The organism is Pseudonocardia sp. MH-G8, assembly GCF_002262885.1.
Taxonomy (GTDB): domain Bacteria; phylum Actinomycetota; class Actinomycetes; order Mycobacteriales; family Pseudonocardiaceae; genus Pseudonocardia.
Genome location: NZ_NKYF01000003.1, coordinates 446,015 through 466,574, shown reverse-complemented (window position 1 = coordinate 466,574; position 20,560 = coordinate 446,015). Strand labels below are relative to the sequence as shown.

The following is a 20,560-nucleotide window of genomic DNA, read 5'->3' as shown; positions in this document are numbered from 1 at the left end:
GGATCAGAAGATCTCCCCGATCGCCTGGCCGATGCCCTGCACGGCGGCGATCGCGACGAACACGGCGACCAGGCCGAGTCCGATGTTCTCCTTCCAGCTGTTGGTGTAGCGGCCCATGATGTCGGTGCGGTTGAGCATCACGATGAGGGCGAGCACGATCAGCAGCAGGAACGGCGACGTGAGCACGTGGGACACCACGACCAGCGCCACGAACCCGGGCGCGTGGGGCAACGACCAGACCACGGCGACCAGGCCCCAGAGGATCATCCACCGGTAGACCGGGTCCTTGGTGATGGCGCTCCCGTAGCGCTCGCCCCGGCGCGGCCGCACGACGTGCAGCGATTCGACCACCATCTTCCCGAGCGCGAACAGCGAGCCGGCCACGGTGGTCCAGGCGGCGCCGAGCAGCCCCAGGTAGAAGATGTAGGGCCCGACCGGGCCGATCGCCGTGCCCAGCGCGCCCGCGATGTCACTCGCCTCGCTCACGCCCTGCTTGCCGAACAGCACCTCGGCGCCGATCGCCCACACCGCGACCGCGAGGAACAGCACCACGACCGTGCCGAACAGCAGGTCGTACTGCTGCACCTTGCGGTGGGCCGGGGTGACCCACCCCTTCTCGCGGAGGAACTCCGGGTAGAAGAGGTTGGCCATCGAGCCGAGCGTGGCGAGCACGAGGCTGGACGCGACGAGCCCGGAGTCGAACAGGCCCTGCTGCGGGGGCAGCTCGAACGCGAAGCCCTTGACGAGCTCGCCCCAGTTGATCCCGACCAGGACGATGCCGACCACGAACGTCAGCACCATGACCGCCAGCACGACCTTGAAGATCCGCTCGATCAAGCGGTAGGCGCCCTTGAGGGTGACGGCGAAGACCGACACCGCGCCGATCACCGACCACCAGAACGACGGGATCCCGCCGAACAGGCCCTCCAGTGCCACGCCGACCCCGCTGAGCGTGAACGCCAGCAGGATGTGGGTGTAGATCACGAACGAGACGAGCATCAGCCACCCGAAGGCCGGGTGTGTCCGGGCGATGCCCCGGACGATGCTCGGGTCCCGCTGCACGTTGTAGAGCGGGTACTTGCCGAGCGCGTTGACGAACACGAAGCGGAAGATCAGCGAGAGTGGCAGCACCCAGAGCAGCGCGTAGCCGTAGTTGCCGCCCGCCACCGAGTTGTCGATCAGATCGCCGGTGCCCACCCAGCTCAACGCCACGACGATCCCGGGCCCGAAGGCCTTGATGTACGCCAGGAAGTTCTCCGCAGGCGGTGCGGATGCTCCCAGCTGTTCGGCCTGCTCTGGCCGATCACTCATGGTGCACTCCTCGTCATCGTCGCCGAGTGGCATCTTGGTGTATTGGTATACCACGTAGGCGGGCCAGAACGACTCGAGGATGAGGAGTGCCATGACGACGACCGAGGCAGCCGTGGACGCGGCCACCCTGGAGGCGCTGCGCGCCGTCAGCACGGCGACGGTGACCACCCAGCTGATGGCGCGCGGGCTGCGCAACACGTTCCTGCACGGGCTCGCCGCGCTCAACCCCGGCTGCACGCGGATGGCGGGCGAGGCCTTCACCCTGCGCTGCATCCCCGCCCGCGAGGACGTGGACACGCTCTCGGTCTACCAGGACTACGACCACCCGCAGCGACGTGCGATCGAGACGGTGCCGGCGGGCGCGGTGCTCGTCGTCGACGCCCGCGGCCGGACGCGCGCCGCGTCGCTCGGCCACATCCTCGCCACGCGGTTGCGGCAGCGCGGTGTGGGCGGGTTGGTCACCGACGGTTCGGTGCGCGACAGCGCGGGGTTCGCCGAGCTCGCGTTGCCGGCGTTCGCGGCGGGGGCGTCGGCCACCACGAACCTGGCCCAGCACCACGCCTGCGACCTGCAGGTGCCGATCGGCTGCGCCGAGGTCGCCGTCTACCCGGGTGACATCATGGTCGGCGACCAGGACGGCGTGGTCTGCGTGCCCCGCCACCTGGCCGACGAGGTCGCCGCCGCGGCCGTCGAGCAGGAGCGGCTGGAGGAGTTCGTGCTGGCGAAGATCGAGGCCGGTGCGCCGCTGCGCGGGACGTACCCCCCGGACGAGCAGACGCTGGCGGAGTACCGCGCCGGCCGCCACTGACGGCCCCGCCAGGCCATCAGCTCGCGGTGGCGGCCTGCGCGCGCAGGCGGGCGAGCCGCGTGATCGAACGCTGGATGTGGTTGCGCACCATCTCCTCCGTCCCGTCCGCGTCGCCGTCCTGGACCGCGGCCAGGATCTCGTGGTGCTCCTGCGCCTCGTCGCGCCAGGTCGGCCACTGCTCCCACAGCAGGCTCACGGTGCCGAGCGCGGTGAGGTCCTGCAGGTCGTCGAGCGCGTGTACCACCAGGTCGTTGGAGCAGGTGGAGTACAGGCACCGGTGGAACCGGCGGTTGGCCATGCTCAGCCCGCCGTGGTCGTCGGCCTCGAGGCACCGCGCGGCGTCCTCGAGCGCCTGGCGGGCATCGGCGGCCTCGAACCGGCCGCCGCCGGCGACCTGCGCTGCCGCCCACGGCTCCACGAGCATCCGCATCTCGTAGACGCGCTGCACGTCCTCGGCCCGCAGCCGCCGCACCGCGATGCCGCGGTTGCGGGTGGGCGTGAGCAGCCCGGAGGACGTCAGCGCGATCAGCGCCTCGCGCACCGGGGTCTTGGACACTCCCAGCTGTTCGGCCAGCCGGCGCTCCACGAGCACCTCGTCGGGCTGCAGCCGCCCGGACAGGATCGCGGACTTGATCGACACGGCCACCAGGTCCGAGCGCGTGGTCGAGCGGCCCAGCGGGGGCAGCACGGGCGCCGGATCCGTCACATCGTTGGTATACCACGCCCGCGGATCGCGGTCCCCCGTCCGCGAGTCGCGGGCGGATGGCATCCGTGAGGTGGCAGGTGGGCGGCGTTCGTCCCGTCGCGGGTATCAGCCGTCGGGACGAGCGCTGCCGGGGATCACCCGGTCGGGTATGCAGTTCGGATGCGGGAACCGATCCCGCGCACGGACGTCGAGGAGGACGCACTGCAGATCTGGCCCGGATCGCCCTACCCGCTGGGTGCCAACTTCGACGGCGGCGGCACCAACTTCGCACTGTTCTCCGAGGTCGCCGAGCGGGTGGAACTCTGTCTGTTCGACGAGAACGGCCGCGAGTCGCGCGTCGACCTGCCCGAACGGGAGGCCCTGATCTGGCACGGCTACGTGCCGCGGGTCGCGCCGGGCCATCGCTACGGCTTCCGCGTGCACGGGCCCTACGACCCCGCGTCGGGCCTGCGGTGCAACCCCGCGAAGCTGCTGCTCGACCCGTACGCGAAGGCGATCGAGGGCAGCCCCACCTGGAACGAGGCGCTGTTCGGGTACCGGTTCGGGGAGCCGCACTCGCGCAACGACGCCGACTCCGGGCCCCACGTGCCGCGGTCGGTGGTCGTGAACCCGTTCTTCGACTGGACCGGGGACCGGGTGCTGCGGATCCCGTACCACGAGACGGTGATCTACGAGGCGCACGTCAAGGGCATGACGATGACGCACCCGGACGTGCCGGACGACCTGCGGGGCACCTACATGGGCCTGGCCCACCCGGTGATGATCGAGCACCTCAGATCCCTCGGCGTCACCGCGGTGGAGCTGATGCCGGTGCACCAGTTCGTGCACGACCACGCGCTGCAGGAGCGCGGGCTCTCGAACTACTGGGGCTACAACACCATCGGCTTCTTCGCCCCGCACAACGGCTACGCGTCCTTCGGCACCCGCGGGGAACAGGTGCAGGAGTTCAAGACGATGGTGAAGCTGCTCCACCGCGCCGGGATCGAGGTGATCCTCGACGTCGTCTACAATCACACCGCAGAGGGCAGCCACCTCGGCCCGACCCTGTCCTTCCGCGGCATCGACAACCACAACTACTACCGGCTCGTCCCCGACCAGCCGGAGTTCTACTTCGACACCACGGGCACCGGGAACAGCCTCAACGTGCGGGCGCACGAGTCGCTGCGGCTGATCATGGACTCGCTGCGCTACTGGGTCCTCGAGATGCACGTCGACGGCTTCCGCTTCGACCTGGCCGCGGCGCTGGCGCGCGAGTTCCACGCCGTCGACCGGCTGGCGGCCTTCTTCGACCTGGTCAACCAGGACCCGGTCGTCAGCCAGGTCAAGCTCATCGCCGAGCCGTGGGACGTGGGCGAGGGCGGCTACCAGGTCGGCGGCTTCCCCTCGCTGTGGACCGAGTGGAACGGCAAGTACCGCGACACCGTGCGCGACTTCTGGCGCGGTGAGCCCGCGAGCCTCGGGGAGTTCGCGTCCCGCTTCACCGGCTCGTCGGACCTCTACGAGAAGGACAACCGCAGGCCCATCGCCTCGATCAACTTCGTCACGGCGCACGACGGCTTCACGCTGAACGACCTCGTCTCCTACGACGAGAAGCACAACGAGGCCAACGGCGAGGGCAACGGCGACGGCGAGAGCCACAACCGGTCCTGGAACCACGGCGTCGAAGGGCCCACCGAGGACGGTGGGGTGCACGCGCTGCGCGAGCGCCAGAAGCGCAACCTCGTCGCCACCCTGCTGCTCTCCCAGGGCGTTCCGATGCTCTCGCACGGCGACGAGCTGGGGCGCACCCAGCTCGGCAACAACAACGTCTACTGCCAGGACAACGAGATCGCCTGGGTGGACTGGGCGGCAGCGCGCGAGAGCTCGGTGCTCACCGACTTCGTGGCGCAGATCGCCGCACTGCGCCGGGAGCACCCCGTCTTCCGCAGACGCCGGTTCTTCCAGGGACGGACCATCCGCGGCTCGAACATCGAGGACATCGCGTGGCTGCGCCCCGACGGGGAGCCCATGACCGACGACGACTGGAACTCCGGCATCGCGCGGTCCCTGGCCGTCTACCTCAACGGCCAGGGCATCCCGGAACGCGACGAGCTCGGGCGCCGCGTGGTGGGTGACTCGTTCCTGCTGCTGTTCAACGCGCACCACCAGCCGGTGCGGTTCACCCTGCCCGCCGAGGTGTACGGGCGGATGTGGGAGATCTGCGTCGACACCGCCGACCCGCTCCTGGCGCGGGCCCGGCGCCGCGAGCGGGACGCGAAGCCGGGCGGCCGGCTGCGCATCACCGCCCGCTCGCTGATGGTGCTGCGCAAGCGCTACTAGTGGTCCCGGCGGGGAGCACTGGTGCGCTGACCACACGTTCGCCGGGTTTGCTCACGCGGCCCCGGCGTTGCTGGCGTTCGCTGCGGACACGGGCGCGTTGTCGGCGTTCGTACGGTCGTCGGGCGCCTCCCCACCCCTACCGGTGATCATCGGCTGGGTTCGGGGCGCACTGCTCGGACCGATCACCAGGCCGTGATCACTCCGACTAGTGCACCAGTGTCGCAGCGCCCGCCCCGAGCTACTGATCAGCGCAGCCGGTGTCCGCGCACCCGTGGCTGTGGACCGGCCGCTGAATGACCCGGTGAACGTTCGTGGCCACCCAGGCCTCGAGCGTGCCCGACGGGGGCGATGCCGGCGTTGCGCAGCCGGATCCCGCTGAACCCGAGCGTGCTGGAGCTGACCGCGGCCCAGAACGCGGCGAGCTCGGGCAGGACCCGGAGCTGGATCCCGGTCGCCGCGTGCAGGTCGAACAGGTCACCGACCCTTTCGGGCGGGCCGAGCGGGCGGACGGTCCTCGTGCTGACGTGTGCGCTGGGCTCGGGTCCCGCTCCGGCGGCCGCGGCGGGCTCGGGCTCGGTGAACGGGACGAAGTGCTGCGCCGGCAGCCGGTAGGCGTAGAGCTCGACGCATCGCATCCGCTCGAGCCACCGGTGCTCGACGGCGTGGACGCGCTCGCCGCCCCCGGGCCCGATGACCCGCTCGACGTCCCGCGGATCGGAGTCCGGCCGCGCCCACGCGAGCACCCGCGGGCACTGGCGGGGGAACCAGTAGGAAGGTGCCCGCTCGGCGTCCACGGCCCAGACGTACGCGGCGGGTTGCCGGGCGCTCGCCGCGACGTGCGGCACGAACCGGGTGATCGACGGATCCTCGGAGAAGTGCAGCACCTCGCCGCGTCCAGGTCGCACGGCCCCATCCTGCCGGACCGTGCCGGTAGGGTCGCTCCGCGCACTGATCGACCCGGACCGGAGGCTTCCATGATCTTCATCGTCGTCAAGTTCACGATCCGGCCCGAGCACAGCGACGAGTGGCTCGACAAGGTCGCGGAGTTCACCGAGGCCACCCGTGCAGAGCCCGGCAACATCTTCTTCGAGTGGTCCCGCAGCGTCACCGACCCGCACCAGTTCGTGCTGGTGGAGGCGTTCCAGGACGGCGCGGCGGAGGCGCACGTCACCGGCGCGCACTTCACGACCTTCGTCGGCTGGGCGCCGGACTACGTCGCCACCACCCCGGACATCATCAGCGTGCAGGGCGTCCCCGGTGAGGGCTGGTCGAAGATGGGGGAGATCAGCCCGCGTGGCTGAGGGTGTTCCACGTGGAACATCGCACGCCTGGGACCCCGTCAGGACGTTCTCGTCGTCCTGACGTAGTGGGCCTCCTCCAGGACCGCACCACCGGGGCCCTGCTCGGTCTTCTCGGCGCCGTCCGGTCGCCAGCCGCGAGCGCGGTGGAAACGGATCGCGCGGGCGTTGCTGCGCAGCGCCGGACGCTACCGCTCACCGTGCCCGGCGCAGGCCCAGCCATTGCAGGTCGGCGAAGATCGCCACGGCGGCCGCCTGTGCCAGCACCACCGCGATCCCGAGCGTGGTGAGCTCCGCGCGGCCGGCGACGGCGGCGCCGATGCTGCCCAGCACCCAGACGGAGTTGCCGATCACGACGGTCCACGCGGCGGGTCGCGAGATCACGGATCCGGCCGCGACCGCCACGAGGGCCAGCGCGTAGACGACGAGGAACGCGCCGACGCCCCGCAGCACGCCCTCGCCCGGGCCGAGGAGGCCGCTCAGTGGCGCGGCTGCGCCGACCGCGAGCAGCCCGAGGGCGCCGGACGCGGCGGCGTCGAGGCGGAGTGCGATCCGCAGCAACCGCCCGTTGTCACGGACTGCGGCGAGGCGGGCGAGGGGAAGGGCGGTCATCGAGGGCCTCCTGGCGTCGATCCGGCTGCTGTCGGGATCGACTCTCGCCCTCGACGGTCGTGCGGTCGATGACCTGGGAGGTAACGGCCGGGGGCACTAGGCGCGGACGTCGTTGCCTTCGGTCGAGTTCAACGCGCGCGAGGCCAGGTCCGCGACCATCGCGTCGGCGCCGAGGTCCCCAGCCGCGTCCTCACCGTCCTGCGGTGCGGCGGCCTGGTACTCCACGTTCGCGCCCTCGAGCTGCTCCTGGGCCCCGAGGTTCACCAGGTCCGTAGCGGTCGGGAGCGGCATGTCCTCGTCCGTCGGCAGCCCGTCGGACCCACCTGCGGTGTAGACCTTGGGGGCCTCGATGCTCGCCAGCTTGGGCAGCTGCGACACGTCCCTGCTGGGCAGCTCGCCGAGCACGTTGGGCGACGAACCGGCCTCGGGTGCGGGGGGAGCGGTGTCGTCGGTGCTCGGGCCGTCCTGCGGGGCCGGTGCGGCGACCGCGGGAGCGGCGACACCGAAGCCGGCAGCGGCGATCCCGGCCACGGCGGCAGTGGCGCGCAGGCTGCGCCGAGCGAGGCTGCTCATCGATGTGTTCCCTTCGTGCGGACTCTCGTCGGGAAGTGACGCTGGTCTCGGGGGCACAACGAAGGCCGCTGTCGCGGGATGTGGTGTCCCCACCGCTCCGCCAGGCGGTTCACCCGATGCGGTGGCCGGGGAAGCCGCAGGTCCCAGGCCTGCCACCCGGACGGGTGCCGCAGGGTGCGGGCGCCGGCGGTCGCGGGCCCCGCCAGGGCGGGCATCATCGTCGTGTGGCGCTTCTGCGGCGGGTGGGAGCCGGGCTCGGGGTCGGGCTGGGAGTCGGCGTCGGCGCCGGCGCGGCGGGGATCGCCTGGTTCTACTCGTCGGTCCTGCTCGACACGTCGATCCGCCCCGTCTACCCCGAGCGGGTCCTGGACGTCGCCGACGGCTCGGTCACGCTCGCCGCCACGGCCCTCACCGCACAGCCCGGCACCTGGGGGCTGCGCTGGGCCACCGACCGTGCGAGCGGGCTCGCCGTGGTGGGTCCGGTGGCACGGCGACGCCCCGACCAGGTGGTGCGGCCGCTGCTCGGGGGGCAGGCTCCCGTGCCGGGGGCCGCGGCGGTGCTCGACGCCGGCCCCTTCGACCCGGATCCCGGCGCGCGCGACCTCCCGTTCGAGAACGTCGACGTGCCGGGGCCGCTCGGCCCCTGCCCCGCATGGCTGGTGCCCGCCGACGGCGACACCTGGGTGGTGATGGTGCACGGTCGCGGCAGCTCCCGCCGCGAGGCGCTGCGGATCCTGCCGACGCTGCACGAGCGCCGCCACCCGCAGCTGGTGGTGACCTACCGCAACGACGAGGGCGCACCTGCGAGCCCGGACGGCCACTACCACCTCGGTGACACCGAGTGGGAGGACGTCGAGGCCGCCGTCCGCTTCGCGGTCGCCCGCGGCGCGCGGCGGATCGTCCTGTTCGGGTGGTCGATGGGCGGCGCGATCACCGGGGCCTTCCTCGACCGCTCGGCCGAGGCCGGGCGCGTGGCGGCGGTGGTCTGGGACGCCCCGCTCGTGGACTGGCGCGCCACCTTGCGTCTGCAGGCCCGCAACCGGCGGCTGCCGACGGTGCTCTCGCCCCTGGCGACCGCCGTGACCAGCAGGCGGATCGGAATCGACTTCGACCGCTTCGACCTGCGCCGTCACCCACCCGCGGTCCGCCCGCCGACGCTGGTGGTGCACAGCACGGGGGACACCGCCGTCCCCGTGACGGCGAGCCGGGCCCTCGCCGCCGCTGCCCCCTCGCTGGGGTGGCCGATGCGCTACGTCGAGGTCCCGGAGGCCGAGCACACCGCGTCCTGGAACGCCGATCCGGCGGCCTACGAGCGCATGATCACGTCGTTCCTGGCCGACGCGTTGGAGGCCGGACGCGGTGGCCGCTGACGGCGCTGGAACGAGGCTGGCACGATAGGGGCGTGACCGAACCAGGCAACGACAAGAACACCGCGACGCTCCGGACCAACCAGGGCGACATCCGGATCGTCCTGTTCCCGGACCACGCCCCCACGACCGTCGCGAACTTCGTCGGGCTGGCCACCGGCGAGAAGTCCTACAGCGAGCCCAACGCCGGCGGCGGCAACTCCGGCCCGTTCTACGACGGGTCCGTCTTCCACCGCGTGATCACCGGCTTCATGATCCAGGGCGGTGACCCCACGGGCACCGGGCGCGGTGGCCCCGGCTACCAGTTCGCCGACGAGTTCCACCCCGACCTGCGGTTCGACCGCCCCTACCTGCTGGCGATGGCCAACGCGGGCCCCGGCACCAACGGTTCGCAGTTCTTCATCACCCTCGGCCCCACCCCGCACCTCAACCGCCGTCACACCATCTTCGGTGAGGTGGCCGACGCGGAGTCCCGCGCCGTCGTCGACGCGATCGGGCAGACCGCCACCGACCGCAACGACCGGCCGCTCTCCGAGGTCGTCATCGAGCACGTCGAGATCTCGGCCTGAGTCCGCCCGCCGACCGATGACCCATCCCGCCGGCCCGCCGACACCGCCGCACCAGCCCGGTGGGGCGCCCTACGGCCCACCGGCCGTCTGCGTGCGGCATCCGGACCGCGCCACCGGCCTGTCCTGCACGCGTTGCGGGCGTCCGGCGTGCCCGGAGTGCCTTCGGGAGGCCTCGGTCGGTTACCAATGCGTCGACTGCGTGAACGAGGGCAGGCGCGAGACGCGTCGGCCCGGCACGGTTGCAGGCGCCACCCCCGGCGCCCGGGTGATCGTGGTGCCCACGCTGATCGCGCTCAACGTGCTGGTCTACGTCTGGACGGTGGTCCAGGCGGGCGACCCGATGAGCAACGCGGCGGCCCCGCTGTTCGGCGAGTGGGCGCTCGTGCCGGGTCTCGTCCAGGCCGGCGAGTGGTGGCGCGTCCTCACCTCGGGTTTCCTGCACATCGGCGGGATCCACCTGCTGTTCAACATGGTGGCGTTGTGGGTGCTGGGCCGGGACCTCGAGACCGTGCTCGGGCGCACGCGCTTCCTGGCCGTCTACCTCATCGCCCTGCTCGGCGGCGCCGCCGCCGTCATGCTGTTCTACGAGCCGAACCAGGCCGTGGCCGGCGCGTCAGGTGCGGTGTTCGGCCTGATGGGCGGGCTCGCCGTGGTGCTGCGCCGCCTGCGCGTGCCCGCGGGGCAGGTCATCGGCGTGATCGTGCTGAACGTGGTGATCAGCGTGACGATCCCCGGGATCTCGCTGATCGGTCACCTCGGCGGGCTCGTGGTCGGCGCTGCCGCCACGGCTGCGCTCGTCTACGCGCCGGCCCGGAACCGGGTTCCCGTGCAGGTGGTCGCGCTGGTCGCGCTCACCGCGGTGGTGGCGCTCGTGATCGGTGTCACCGCCCTCACACCCTGACGCAGACACCTCGACGGCGGGGCGCCCTCGTCAGGGCTGCCCCGCCGTGGCTCGTCGGGATGGGTCAGGCGGGTGGGTTGCAGCCGCATCCGGTGGAGCAGCCGTCCGTACCCCGCATAGATGTCGTCTTCGCCATCCAGACTCCCTTCGTCGCGGACCTCGATGGTAGGCGCGCACGCGCCGCCGGCACGACCGCTCAAACGGGGGGCGCAACTGCCACGCGCAGTACGCGGCTGCGACATGTGGGGGATGTGCGGGTACGAGGCGGCTCTCAGGGGCGCAGGGCGCGCAGGAGGGGCGCCACGTCTTCGGGGTCGGCCGCGAGATCCAGCCGCCCGAACACGAGCAGGCGCTCGCTGCCGTCGGCCGCCTCCGTGTCGACCTCGAGGAGGGACGTCTCCCGTCCCAGCCTGCGAACCCGCAGGACCCGGATCTCCGTCACGAACGGCCACGGGTGATGGCGCGAACGGAGCAGCCCGCCGACCGTCAACCCGTCGGGGTCGGCGCGCAGCCGAGGCCGGGCGCGGGTGCCGAAGAGCGCGGCGACCGTGGCGCCCACCGCCGCCACGCCCGCGAGCAGGCGGCCCGCGGGGTCGGCACCGCTCGCCCACAGCGCCACGCACCACGCGGTGGCCGCGACGGCGATCAGCCAGCCGAGGACGACGAGGCCTGCTGCGGGGCTCCACTCGGCCACCGCCGACGGCTCATGATCACTCACGGTGACTTGTCCACAGTGACTGTCCACACTGGGGACTACTCACATCGGTGTCTTTTCGCAGGTCACCGCCACCGCATGGTCATCAGAAGGCCAATCACGATCAGTGAGAACCCGATGGCGAAGTTCCACGAACCGAGAGTGACCATGAACGCGATCGAGTCGCCGGCCAGGTAGTTGACGACCAGCCACGCCAGCCCCACCAGCATCAGGCCCAGCATCACCGTGATGTAGACCGGGTGCGTGGGCCCTGCGACCTTCACCGGCGTGGTGCCGGGGCGCTGCTTGTTGGCGGGCGGCGTGTAGACCGCCTTCTTCCGGACCTTGGACTTCGGCATGTGTATTGACCTCGTCGGACGTCGGGGTGCGTGCCCCCCACGGTAGCGCGCCCGCCCGCTGCCGACGCCGCTACGTGCGCAGCGCGGCTCAGGCGCGGGCGGTGACGGCCGCTGTCTCGGCCGTGAGAGCCGCCACGGTGGCCTCAGGCACGGGGTGCCCCGCGCTCGCCATCCAGTTGGCGAGCAACCGGTGCCCACCCTCGGTGAGGACCGACTCGGGATGGAACTGCACCCCGGTGACGGGCAGCTCGCGGTGGCGCACCGCCATGATGACGCCGCCCTCGGTGCGTCCCGTGACCTCGAGCGCCGAGGGCAGCGTGTCGGGACGGATCGAGAGCGAGTGGTAGCGGGTGGCGACGAACGGGTTCGGCAGCCCGGCGAGCAGGTCGTCGTCCTCGTGGTGCACGAGCGAGGTCTTGCCGTGCAACAGCTCCGGGGCGCGTTCCACCACGCCGCCCCACGCCACCCCGATCGCCTGGTGGCCGAGGCACACGCCGAGCAGCGGCAGGCTGCGCTCCGCGCTGCGCCGGACCGCCTCGATGCTGACTCCCGCCCGCTCCGGAACACCCGGCCCGGGGCTGAGGAGCACACCGTCGACGTCGCCGAGCTCGTCGAGCTCCACCTCGTCGTTGCGGCGCACCACGACCTGCGCGCCGAGCTGCGCGAGGTACTGCACGAGGTTGTAGACGAAGCTGTCGTAGTTGTCGATGACGAGCACGCGCATGGGCTCAGTGTCCCCGAACGCGGCGGGCCGCGCCGTCGCGTTAACCGAACACCCCTGGTGCGTCGCCGATGGTCAGCGTGACCTGCTGGTCGGTGGGCACCTTCTCGCCGGCTCGGGGCGACTGCTCGATGACGCGGCCGTCGAGGTCGTCGTTGCTGGTGGTCTCCGTGCGGATCTGGATCCGCGTGAACCCGAGATCGCGGAGCCGGTCCTCGGCCTGGTCCTGGGGCTGGTCCTCGAGGTTGGGCATCTCGACCTCGTCGCCGTCGCCGTCGCCGGTGAGCAGCGTGACCGAGGACCCCTTCGGCACCCGCTGACCCGCGGTGGGATTCGTGCCCGACACCCGCTCGTTGTCGTCGCTACCGCTGCCGCTGTCGGAATCCGGGCGCTGCGGGCTCAGACCGAGGTCGCGCAGCGTCTTCTCGGCGTCGTCGAGGTCCTGACCGGCGAGGTCCGGGATCTGGACGCCGGTCGGCTCGGAACCGACGATCACCGCGACCGTGGACCCGCCCTCGGCGGCCTCGCCTGCGCGTGGGGTGGTGGCGATGATCTGGCCCACCTTGGTGGAGTCGGGGGTCTCCTGCTCGGTCTGCGCGCCGATCTGCAGGCCCGCGTCCTCGAGCAGGGTTTGCGCCTCCTGGACGGTCAGACCCTCCAGACGGGGCACGTTGACGCTCGCCGGACCACTGCCTACCACCAGGTTGACCGCGCTGCGCTCCTCGACCTCGGAGCCGACGCCGGGATCGGTGCGGATCACGTTGCCGCGGTCCTGGGGGGAGGATTCCTCGGGTGTGACCGACCCGAGCCGCAGGCCCGCAGCGATGATCTGGTTCTGGGCATCGTTCTGCGCGAGCCCGGTGACCGCGGGCACCGCGACGATCCTGGCGGCGGGCGGGGCGCTGAACAGTTGGAAGGCCACGAAGCCGACGAGCCCGAGCGCGACCAGCACCGCCGCGACGATGCCGATCGTCTTCCCGGTGCTGCGCCGCGGCTCCTCGTCGTAGTAGTCGTAGTCGTCGGCGGGCGGCATGTTGTGCCGGCCGTTGAGGCGCCGCGTGGGTGCCTCGTGGGACGCCGGGGCGAGCATCGCGGTGCGCTCGTCCTCGCTCATCACGAGCGGGGCCATCGGGTTCTGCCCGTTGCGCACGCGCACGAGGTCGGAGCGCATCTCGGCGGACGACTGGTAGCGGTTCAGAGGGTTCTTCGACAGCGCCTTCAGCACGACCGCGTCGAGCGAGGACGGGATGCTCGGGTTGACCTCCGACGGGCGCCGCGGCTCCTCCCGTACGTGCTGGTAGGCCACGGCCACCGGGGTGTCGCCGGTGAACGGGGGCTCGCCGGTGAGCAGCTCGAACAGCACGCAGCCGGCCGCGTACACGTCGGAGCGGGCGTCCACGGCCTCACCGCGCGCCTGCTCCGGTGACAGGTACTGGGCGGTGCCGATCACCGCGGCCGTCTGGGTGACGTTCTGGCCCTCGCCCAGCGCGCGGGCGATGCCGAAGTCCATGACCTTGACGGCGCCGCCGGTGTTGATCATGATGTTGGCGGGCTTGACGTCGCGGTGGATGATGTTGTGCCGGTGGCTGAAGTCGAGGGCGGCGCAGACATCGGCCATCACCTCGATGACCTGCTGCTGCGTCATCGGACCGGAGGTCTTGACGATCTCGCGCAGCGTCTGCCCGTCGACGTACTCCATGACGATGTAGGGCAGGGGGCCGAACTCGCTCTGCACCTCGCCCGTGTCGTACACCGACACGATGGCGGGGTGGTTGAGCGATGCGGCGTTCTGCGCCTCGCGACGGAAGCGCATCTGGAACTGGGGATCGCGCGCCAGGTCGGCCCGTAGGACCTTCACGGCGACATCGCGGCCCAGCCGGGTGTCGAGCCCCCGGTGCACCTCGGACATGCCGCCGTAACCGAGCACGTCGCCCAGTTCGTAGCGCTCGGACAACAGTCGGGGGGTGGTCATCGGTGCCGGTTCCTGGGAGTCATGGTGGATTCGGACATCATGCCGGGCCGCGTCGCCCAGCGGGGTGGTTCCGGGACCACCGCAGCGCCGGGCCGTCGGTTGGACGGGTTCACCGGGCGCTCCCCGTGACGATCACCAGGGCGAGTGCCCCGCCGGGTACCGCCGATCCGGCCAGGACGCCCTCCCGACTAGCCACCGTACCGGCTCCGGCTCCCTGTGGGGTCGGAACCGGCGAACCGGCGGGTGGCAGGCCACCCCGGAACAACAGCACGCCGACCGCGACCGCGGCGAGCGTCAGCAGCACGAACAGCACGAGGAGCAGGGTGCGCCCCGACGACTTGGGCTGCAGGCGGAAGGAGCCGGCGGAGGCTCGCCCGTGCGGTCGGGCGGGCGCGCCGCGCCGCGCCGGCGGCGCCTGGGAGCGGGATCGGCCCCCCCGTTCGCCCACCGGCTGGGCGTGCCGCGCTGCCGGCGCCTGCTGGGCCACGGGCCGGGATGCCGGCGGCGCCGGGCGCTGCGGGACAGGCGGGGAATAAGGCGCGGAGTAGGACGTGGAGTAGGCCCCCGAGGCCGGGAGCGGCGTCGACGGCGGCGCGCCGGGACCGACCGCCGGACGTGGGCGGGTGGGGGTGGAGGGGGAACGTGGCGGCACGATCGTGCCGGTGACCGCGCCGGGCGCGGGCAGCGGCTCACCCCGGCGCACCGCCGCCACGGCGAGCGCGAACTCACCGCCCGTGGAGTAGCGCTGGGTGGGGTCCTTGACGAGCGCCGCCTCGATGAGCTCGCGAGCCCCGGCCGGGACGCTGCTCGGCAGCGGTGGAGGGGGTTCGCGGACCTGCATCATCGCCACCGCCACGGCGCTGTCCGCGCGGAACGGCCGGTGGCCCGCGAGGCACTCGTAGCCGACGATGCCGAGCGAGTAGACGTCGCCCGCGGATCCCGCCTCCGCGCCGCTGGCCTGCTCGGGGGCGATGTAGTGGGCCGTGCCCATGACCATCCCGGAGCGGGTGACCGGCACCGCGTCGGCGGCCTTGGCGATCCCGAAGTCGGTGAGCTTCACCACCCCGTCGGTGCGGACCAGGATGTTGCCCGGCTTGACGTCGCGGTGCACGAAGCCGCGCTCGTGCGCCGCCTGCAGCGCCCACGCGGCGTCCTCGATCAGCCGCAGCGTCTCGTCGGCCTCGATGGGGCCCCGGGAGATCAGCGTGGACAGGGGCTCGCCCCGCACCAGCTCCATCACGAGGTACGCCGTGCGCCGGCCGTTGGGGCCCTCGTCCTCGCCGTAGTCGTGCACGGCGGCGATGCCCGGGTTGTCGAGGGAGGCGACGGTGCGGGCCTCGATGCGGAAGCGGTGCAGGAACTCCGGGTCGTCACCGAGCTCGGGGCGCAGCACCTTCACCGCGACGCTGCGGCCCAGCCGGGTGTCGGAAGCCTCCCAGACCTCGCCCATGCCGCCCACGGCGATGCGCCGCTCCAGCAGGTAGCGGTCGTCGATGCTCTGCCCCGCAGCGAGGACGGTCACCGCTCCGTCCCCAGCGCGGCGCGGATGACGGCGCGGCCGATCGGGGCGGCGACCGTGCCACCCGTCGCCGCGAGGTTGCTGCGGTCGCCGCCGGACTCGACCAGCACCGCGAGCGCCACCTGCGGGTCGTCGGCAGGGGCGAAGGCCACGTACCAGACGTGCGGGGCCACCGACTTGGGATCGGCTCCGTGCTCGGCGGTGCCGGTCTTGGCCGCGATCTGCACGCCGGTGATCTTCCCGCTGCCGGAGTAGTTGTTCTCGTTGTTGACCATCAGCTCGGTCAGGGTGGCGGCCACCCCCGGATCGACGGCCGTGCCGATCCGGTCCGGCTCGGTGGTCTCCACGGGGTCCAGCTCCTGGCTCTGGATCTCACTGACCAGGTACGGGGCCATCACCTGCCCGCGGTTGGCGATGGCCGAGACGATCATCGCGTTCTGCAGCGGGGTGAGGGCGACGTCGCGCTGGCCGATGCTGGACTGCTGCAGCGCGGCGGTGTCGGGGATGTCGCCGATCGTCGAGGCGGCCACCGGCATCGGCACCGTCAGGTCGGTCGTGCCGATGCCGAAGGCATCGGCCTGTTCACGCAGCGCCTGCTCCCCGAGCTCGCCCGCGAGCTGCGCGAACGCCGTGTTGCACGAGCGCTGCAGCGCGTCGCGCAGGCTCGCCGACTCACCGGTGCCGCACGCGTTGCCGTTGAAGTTCTGGAGCTGGGTGTTGGTGCCCTGCAACGTGATCGCCGATGCGGCCGTGAGCTGGCTGTCCGGCGTGTAGCGGCCGCTCGCGAGTGCGGCCGCGACGTCGACGAGCTTGAACGTGGACCCCGGGGGATAGCTCTCGGAGATCGCGCGGTTGGGCAGCACCGGCGGCTCCGCCTCGTTGTACTCCTGCCAGGCCGCCTTGCGCTCCTCCGCGTCGTGGCTGGCCAGCGGGTTCGGGTCGAACGACGGCGTGGACACCATCGCGAGGATCTCACCGGTCTGCGGCCGCAGCGCGACGACGGAGCCGGTGTAGCCGCGCTCCGTGAGCTCGTCGTAGGCCGTCTGCTGCACTTGCGGGTCGAGCGTCAGCACCACGTTGCCCCCGCTGGGGTCGCGGCCGGTGATCAGGTCGGAGAGCCTGCGGCCGAAGAGCCGGTCGTCACTGCCGTTGAGCACCTCGTCGGCGGCCCGCTCGATCCCGCTGGAGCTGTAGGTCACCGAGTAGTAGCCGGTGACCGGGGCGTACACCGGGCCGTCGGCGTACTGGCGCAGGTAGCGCAAGCGGTCGTCGGTCTCGGTGCTGCTGGCGAGGATCTGGTTCTCGGCGTTGATCTGCCCGCGCTTGCGCGAGTACTCGGCCAGCAGGACGCGCTGGTTGCGCGGATCGCTGCGGTAGTCACCGGCCTGGACCACCTGCACGTAGGTGAGGTTGCCCATCAGCAGCAGGATCATCGCCATCACGGCGATGGCGACGCGACGCACCGGAGTGTTCACGGGCGCCGCTCCACCAGTTCGGTGCCCGCCTCGGCCAGCGGCGGGAGGGGGGTGGCCGGCCGCCGGGGGAGCGGGGCGCGAGCGGCGTTGGAGATCCGCAGCAGCATCGCGACGAGTGCGTAGTTCGCCACCAGCGACGACCCGCCGTACGACAGGAACGGCAGGGTCAGACCGGTGAGCGGGATGAGCTTCGTCGCCCCGCCGATGACGATGAAGGTCTGCAGCGCCAGCGTGAACGCCAGCCCGGTGGCCAGCAGCTTGCCGAAGCTGTCGCGCACGGCGAGGGCGCTGCGCAGCCCACGCGTGATCAGCACCAGGTAGACGATGAGGATCGCGGCCAGCCCCATCAGGCCGAGCTCCTCGCCCAGCGAGGAGAGCATGAAGTCGCTCTCGGCGTAGGGCACCAGGTCGGGGCGGCCCGCGCCGAGCCCGGTGCCGCCCACCCCGCCGGTGCCGAGCCCGAACAGCGCCTGCGCGATCTGGTACCCGGTGTTGTCGAAGTCGGCGAACGGGTCGATCCACACCTGCACGCGCACGCGCACGTGACCGAACAGCTGGTAGGCGATGATGCAGCCGCCGAAGAAGAACGACAGCCCGATGAGCATCCACGACACGCGCTCGGTGGCGACGTAGAGCAGCACCAGCACGATGCCGAAGAACAGCAGCGAGGTGCCGAGGTCGCGCTCGAGCACGAGGACACCGACCGACAGGCCCCACGCCACGAGCAGCGGAGCCAGGTCGCGCGCCCGCGGCAGCTCCATGCCGAGGAACCGGCGCCCCGCGGTGCTGAACAGCTCGCGCTTCTGCACCAGGAACGCCGCGAAGAACACGATCAGCAGGATCTTCGCGAACTCGCCCGGCTGGATGCCGACGCTGCCGACCCGGATCCACAGCTTCGCCCCGTTGACCTCGGAGATCGACGAGGGCAGCAGGCCGGGCAACGCCAGCAGCACCAGGCCGGCGAAACCGGCCGTGTACGCGTAGCGGGAGATGGTGCGGTGGTCGCGGATCACCACGAGCACCGCGACGAACAGCGCGAGGCCGATCGCGGTCCACGCGACCTGGCGGGAGATCAGCTCCACCGGCGTGTCGCGGCCCGCGGCGGTCGCCCGTTCGGCATTGGCCAGGTCGAGCCGGTGGATCATCACCAGGCCCAGCCCGTTGAGCAGCGCCACGCACGGCAGGATCAGCGGATCGGCGTACGGGGCGAACCGGCGCACCGCGAGGTGAGCCACGGCGAACAGCGCGAGGTAGGCGAGGCCGATCCACAGCAGGACCTGCCTGAGCTCCTGCTCCTGGTTGGCTTCCACCAGGACCAGCGCGCTCGTGACCAACACCGCGGCGAACGCGAGCAGGACGAGCTCGATCCCACGCCCGGTCGGCAGCGGAGCGGGTGCGGCGGGCGGCGGGCCCGCACCGGCTGCCGGCGCGCTCATCAGCCCACCGACCGGCAGGTCGTCCCGGGCTCGGGTGCCGGTATCGGCAGCGGGGTGGTGTCGACCGGCGGGATCCCGGGCACCGGCACACCCGGGTCGACGACCGGCGGCGGGGGCGGCGGGGGCTGCGGCGGCTGCGGGGGCGGGCACGGCTCCAGCATGCGGGCGCGCAGGCGGTCGACCACGCCGCGGGCCCCTGCGAGTCCGTTGTCCGTGGTGATGCCGTCGCGCACCTGGCTGCGCTCGGTCTCCGGCAGGTCCGTCAGCGCCACGTCGGTGCGCTCCGCGACCGACTGCAGCGCGACGCCCAGCACCTCGCCACCCACGCCTTGGAAGATCGCGACCTGCTCGCCGTCGGCGCTCACGTAGTACTGCGCCATCACCCACATGCGGGCGAGCAGGCCTCCGCCGGCCAGCACCGCCAGCACGGCCACGACGGCCAGCACCACCCGCAGCCGCCCCCGGCGCCGCGAAGGGCGCACCTCGGGCGTCGACACGACCTGCTGCGGCGCGGTGCGGGTGAGCGTGGTGGCCGAGGCGCGCGCGGCCGCCGAATCCGGGGGCGGCCCGTCCTCCGAGCCGTCGCCCACCGAGCCGCCCACGATGGGCGCGTCCTCGCCGAAGTCGATGTCGACGACGTCGGCCACGATGCAGGTGATGTTGTCCGGGCCACCGCCGCGCAGCGCCAGCTCGATCATCCGGTCCGCGCATTCCCGCGGATCCCGGTAAGCCTGCAGCGTCTCGGCGAGGGTCTCGTCGCTCACCACCCCGGACAGGCCGTCGGAGCAGAGCAGGAAGCGGTCGCCCGGCCGCGCCTCGCGGATCGTCAGCGACGGGTCGATGTCCTGACCCGTGATCGCCCGCAGCAGCAGCGAGCGCTGCGGATGCGTGTGGGCCTCCTCCTCGGTGATGCGGCCCTCGTCGATCAGCGACTGGACGAACGTGTCGTCCTTCGTGATCTGCGTCAGGTACCCGTCGCGCAGCTGGTAGGCCCGCGAGTCACCGATGTGGACCAGACCCAGCCGGGAACCCGCGAACAGGATGGCGGTGAGCGTGGTGCCCATGCCCTCCAGATCGGGTGCGTCGGCGACGTGCCGCGTGATCGCGGCATTGCCGTCGACCGCGGCGTCGCGCAGCTCCGCCAGCAGGTCGTCGCCCGGGTCGTCCTCGTCGAGCGAGGCGAGCGCGGATATGACCAGCGACGACGCCACCTCACCCGCGGCGTGGCCACCCATTCCGTCCGCGAGCGCGAGCAGCCGCGGACCCGCGTAGACGGCGTCCTGGTTGTTCTGCCGGACGAGCCCGCGGTCACTGCGGGCGGAGTAGCGCAGGACCAGCGTCATCTCAGCGCTCCGACATCACGTTCAGGGGCAGATCGACCGGCGCGGCCGGCCCGGGCGGCGAACGCCAGGGCGCGGCGAGGCAGTGTGCGCCGGCTCATGACCGAAGCTCGATCACCGTCTTGCCGATGCGGACAGGGACACCCAGGGGAACCCGGGTGGGCCCGGTGACCTTAGCCCGGTCGAGGTATGTGCCGTTGGTCGACCCGAGATCCTCCACGTACCACTCGTCGCCCTGCATCGCGATACGCGCGTGGCGCGTGGACGCGTAGTCGTCGTCCAGCACCAGCGTGGAATCGTCCGCCCGGCCGATCAGGATCGGCCGGGAGTCCAACGAGATCCGCGTACCGGCCAACGCCCCCTGCGTGACGATGAGCTGGCGGGGGGTGCGGCCGCGCCCGGTGCGGGCCCTGACCCGCCCGCCGCCGGGCATCAGCGCACGCAGACCGGATGCGGCATAGAGATCGGAGCGCACCACCCGGAGTGCGACCAGCACGAACAGCCAGAGGAGGGCGAGGAACCCCGCCCTGGTCAGCTGCAGCACCAACTCCGGCACTCGCGGCGAACTCCGTTCTCTCCG

At 72.0% G+C, this 20,560-nt stretch carries 20 protein-coding genes; 6 read left to right on the top strand and 14 right to left on the bottom strand.

The annotated features are described in order from the left end of the window. Window positions 1-3: 3 nt before the first annotated feature. Complete coding sequence (locus tag CFP66_RS11675; protein ID WP_158228070.1) at window positions 4-1,311, bottom strand: Nramp family divalent metal transporter; 1,308 nt, start codon at window positions 1,309-1,311, stop codon at window positions 4-6. Between the two features lie 91 nt (window positions 1,312-1,402). On the opposite strand from CFP66_RS11675, the gene CFP66_RS11670 reads away from it, so the two are divergent. Beyond that, window positions 1,403-2,119, top strand: coding sequence for a ribonuclease activity regulator RraA (locus CFP66_RS11670; RefSeq protein WP_094922927.1), 717 nt, complete (start codon window positions 1,403-1,405; stop codon window positions 2,117-2,119). Window positions 2,120-2,135: 16 nt separating this feature from the next. On the opposite strand, the gene CFP66_RS11665 is transcribed toward CFP66_RS11670, so the two are convergent. Then, on the bottom strand, window positions 2,136-2,825 hold the full coding sequence (locus CFP66_RS11665) for a GntR family transcriptional regulator (protein WP_158228069.1): 690 nt from the start codon (window positions 2,823-2,825) through the stop codon (window positions 2,136-2,138). A gap of 201 nt (window positions 2,826-3,026) precedes the next feature. Between CFP66_RS11665 and glgX the strand changes: the two genes are divergently transcribed. Beyond that, a complete protein-coding gene (gene glgX / locus CFP66_RS11660; RefSeq protein WP_094923133.1) occupies window positions 3,027-5,144 on the top strand; it encodes a glycogen debranching protein GlgX in 2,118 nt (705 codons plus the stop codon). A 245-nt stretch (window positions 5,145-5,389) separates the two neighbouring features. Here the strand turns inward: glgX and CFP66_RS11655 are convergent, their stop codons facing one another. After that, entirely contained in the window at window positions 5,390-6,049 is a 660-nt protein-coding gene (locus tag CFP66_RS11655; RefSeq protein WP_233159335.1) for a DUF6886 family protein, read from the bottom strand. Between the two features lie 69 nt (window positions 6,050-6,118). Between CFP66_RS11655 and CFP66_RS11650 the strand changes: the two genes are divergently transcribed. Beyond that, window positions 6,119-6,445, top strand: coding sequence for a putative quinol monooxygenase (locus CFP66_RS11650; RefSeq protein ID WP_094922924.1), 327 nt, complete (start codon window positions 6,119-6,121; stop codon window positions 6,443-6,445). A 192-nt stretch (window positions 6,446-6,637) separates the two neighbouring features. Here CFP66_RS11650 and CFP66_RS11645 read toward each other — a convergent pair whose 3' ends face one another. Continuing rightward, on the bottom strand, window positions 6,638-7,054 hold the full coding sequence (locus CFP66_RS11645; RefSeq protein ID WP_094922922.1) for a hypothetical protein: 417 nt from the start codon (window positions 7,052-7,054) through the stop codon (window positions 6,638-6,640). Between the two features lie 96 nt (window positions 7,055-7,150). Beyond that, window positions 7,151-7,627, bottom strand: coding sequence for a hypothetical protein (locus CFP66_RS11640; protein WP_094922921.1), 477 nt, complete (start codon window positions 7,625-7,627; stop codon window positions 7,151-7,153). 224 nt (window positions 7,628-7,851) lie between these two features. On the opposite strand from CFP66_RS11640, the gene CFP66_RS11635 reads away from it, so the two are divergent. The 3 genes from CFP66_RS11635 to CFP66_RS11625 all read left to right on the top strand — a co-directional run bounded on the left by CFP66_RS11635 (window position 7,852) and on the right by CFP66_RS11625 (window position 10,464). After that, entirely contained in the window at window positions 7,852-8,997 is a 1,146-nt protein-coding gene (locus tag CFP66_RS11635; RefSeq protein ID WP_233159334.1) for a S9 family peptidase, read from the top strand. A gap of 32 nt (window positions 8,998-9,029) precedes the next feature. Further along, window positions 9,030-9,563 carry a peptidylprolyl isomerase gene (locus CFP66_RS11630; RefSeq protein WP_094922917.1) on the top strand — a complete coding sequence of 178 codons (534 nt, stop codon included), beginning with the start codon at window positions 9,030-9,032 and terminating at the stop codon, window positions 9,561-9,563. A 199-nt stretch (window positions 9,564-9,762) separates the two neighbouring features. Beyond that, window positions 9,763-10,464 carry a rhomboid family intramembrane serine protease gene (locus CFP66_RS11625; RefSeq protein ID WP_233159333.1) on the top strand — a complete coding sequence of 234 codons (702 nt, stop codon included), beginning with the start codon at window positions 9,763-9,765 and terminating at the stop codon, window positions 10,462-10,464. 271 nt (window positions 10,465-10,735) lie between these two features. Here CFP66_RS11625 and CFP66_RS11620 read toward each other — a convergent pair whose 3' ends face one another. From CFP66_RS11620 to CFP66_RS11580, 9 genes are all read right to left on the bottom strand, one after another. Then, window positions 10,736-11,182 carry a PH domain-containing protein gene (locus CFP66_RS11620; RefSeq protein WP_233159332.1) on the bottom strand — a complete coding sequence of 149 codons (447 nt, stop codon included), beginning with the start codon at window positions 11,180-11,182 and terminating at the stop codon, window positions 10,736-10,738. 62 nt (window positions 11,183-11,244) lie between these two features. Then, on the bottom strand, window positions 11,245-11,517 hold the full coding sequence (gene crgA, locus CFP66_RS11615; protein ID WP_094922912.1) for a cell division protein CrgA: 273 nt from the start codon (window positions 11,515-11,517) through the stop codon (window positions 11,245-11,247). 88 nt (window positions 11,518-11,605) lie between these two features. Next, window positions 11,606-12,241, bottom strand: a complete 636-nt coding sequence (locus CFP66_RS11610) for an aminodeoxychorismate/anthranilate synthase component II (RefSeq protein WP_094922910.1) — start codon at window positions 12,239-12,241, stop codon at window positions 11,606-11,608. A gap of 40 nt (window positions 12,242-12,281) precedes the next feature. Then, window positions 12,282-14,210, bottom strand: a complete 1,929-nt coding sequence (gene pknB, locus CFP66_RS11605; RefSeq protein ID WP_094922909.1) for a Stk1 family PASTA domain-containing Ser/Thr kinase — start codon at window positions 14,208-14,210, stop codon at window positions 12,282-12,284. A 109-nt stretch (window positions 14,211-14,319) separates the two neighbouring features. Beyond that, window positions 14,320-15,732, bottom strand: coding sequence for a serine/threonine-protein kinase (locus CFP66_RS11600; protein WP_233159331.1), 1,413 nt, complete (start codon window positions 15,730-15,732; stop codon window positions 14,320-14,322). Then, a complete protein-coding gene (locus CFP66_RS11595) occupies window positions 15,729-17,204 on the bottom strand; it encodes a penicillin-binding protein 2 (protein WP_094922907.1) in 1,476 nt (491 codons plus the stop codon). The genes CFP66_RS11600 and CFP66_RS11595 overlap by 4 nt, the downstream gene beginning before the upstream one ends. Further along, window positions 17,201-18,640 carry an FtsW/RodA/SpoVE family cell cycle protein gene (locus CFP66_RS11590; protein ID WP_094922904.1) on the bottom strand — a complete coding sequence of 480 codons (1,440 nt, stop codon included), beginning with the start codon at window positions 18,638-18,640 and terminating at the stop codon, window positions 17,201-17,203. The genes CFP66_RS11595 and CFP66_RS11590 overlap by 4 nt, the downstream gene beginning before the upstream one ends. After that, entirely contained in the window at window positions 18,640-19,983 is a 1,344-nt protein-coding gene (locus tag CFP66_RS11585; RefSeq protein ID WP_094922901.1) for a PP2C family serine/threonine-protein phosphatase, read from the bottom strand. Before CFP66_RS11585 ends, CFP66_RS11590 begins: the two co-directional genes overlap by 1 nt. A gap of 94 nt (window positions 19,984-20,077) precedes the next feature. Continuing rightward, complete coding sequence (locus CFP66_RS11580; RefSeq protein ID WP_094922899.1) at window positions 20,078-20,536, bottom strand: FHA domain-containing protein; 459 nt, start codon at window positions 20,534-20,536, stop codon at window positions 20,078-20,080. Window positions 20,537-20,560 lie beyond the last annotated feature (24 nt).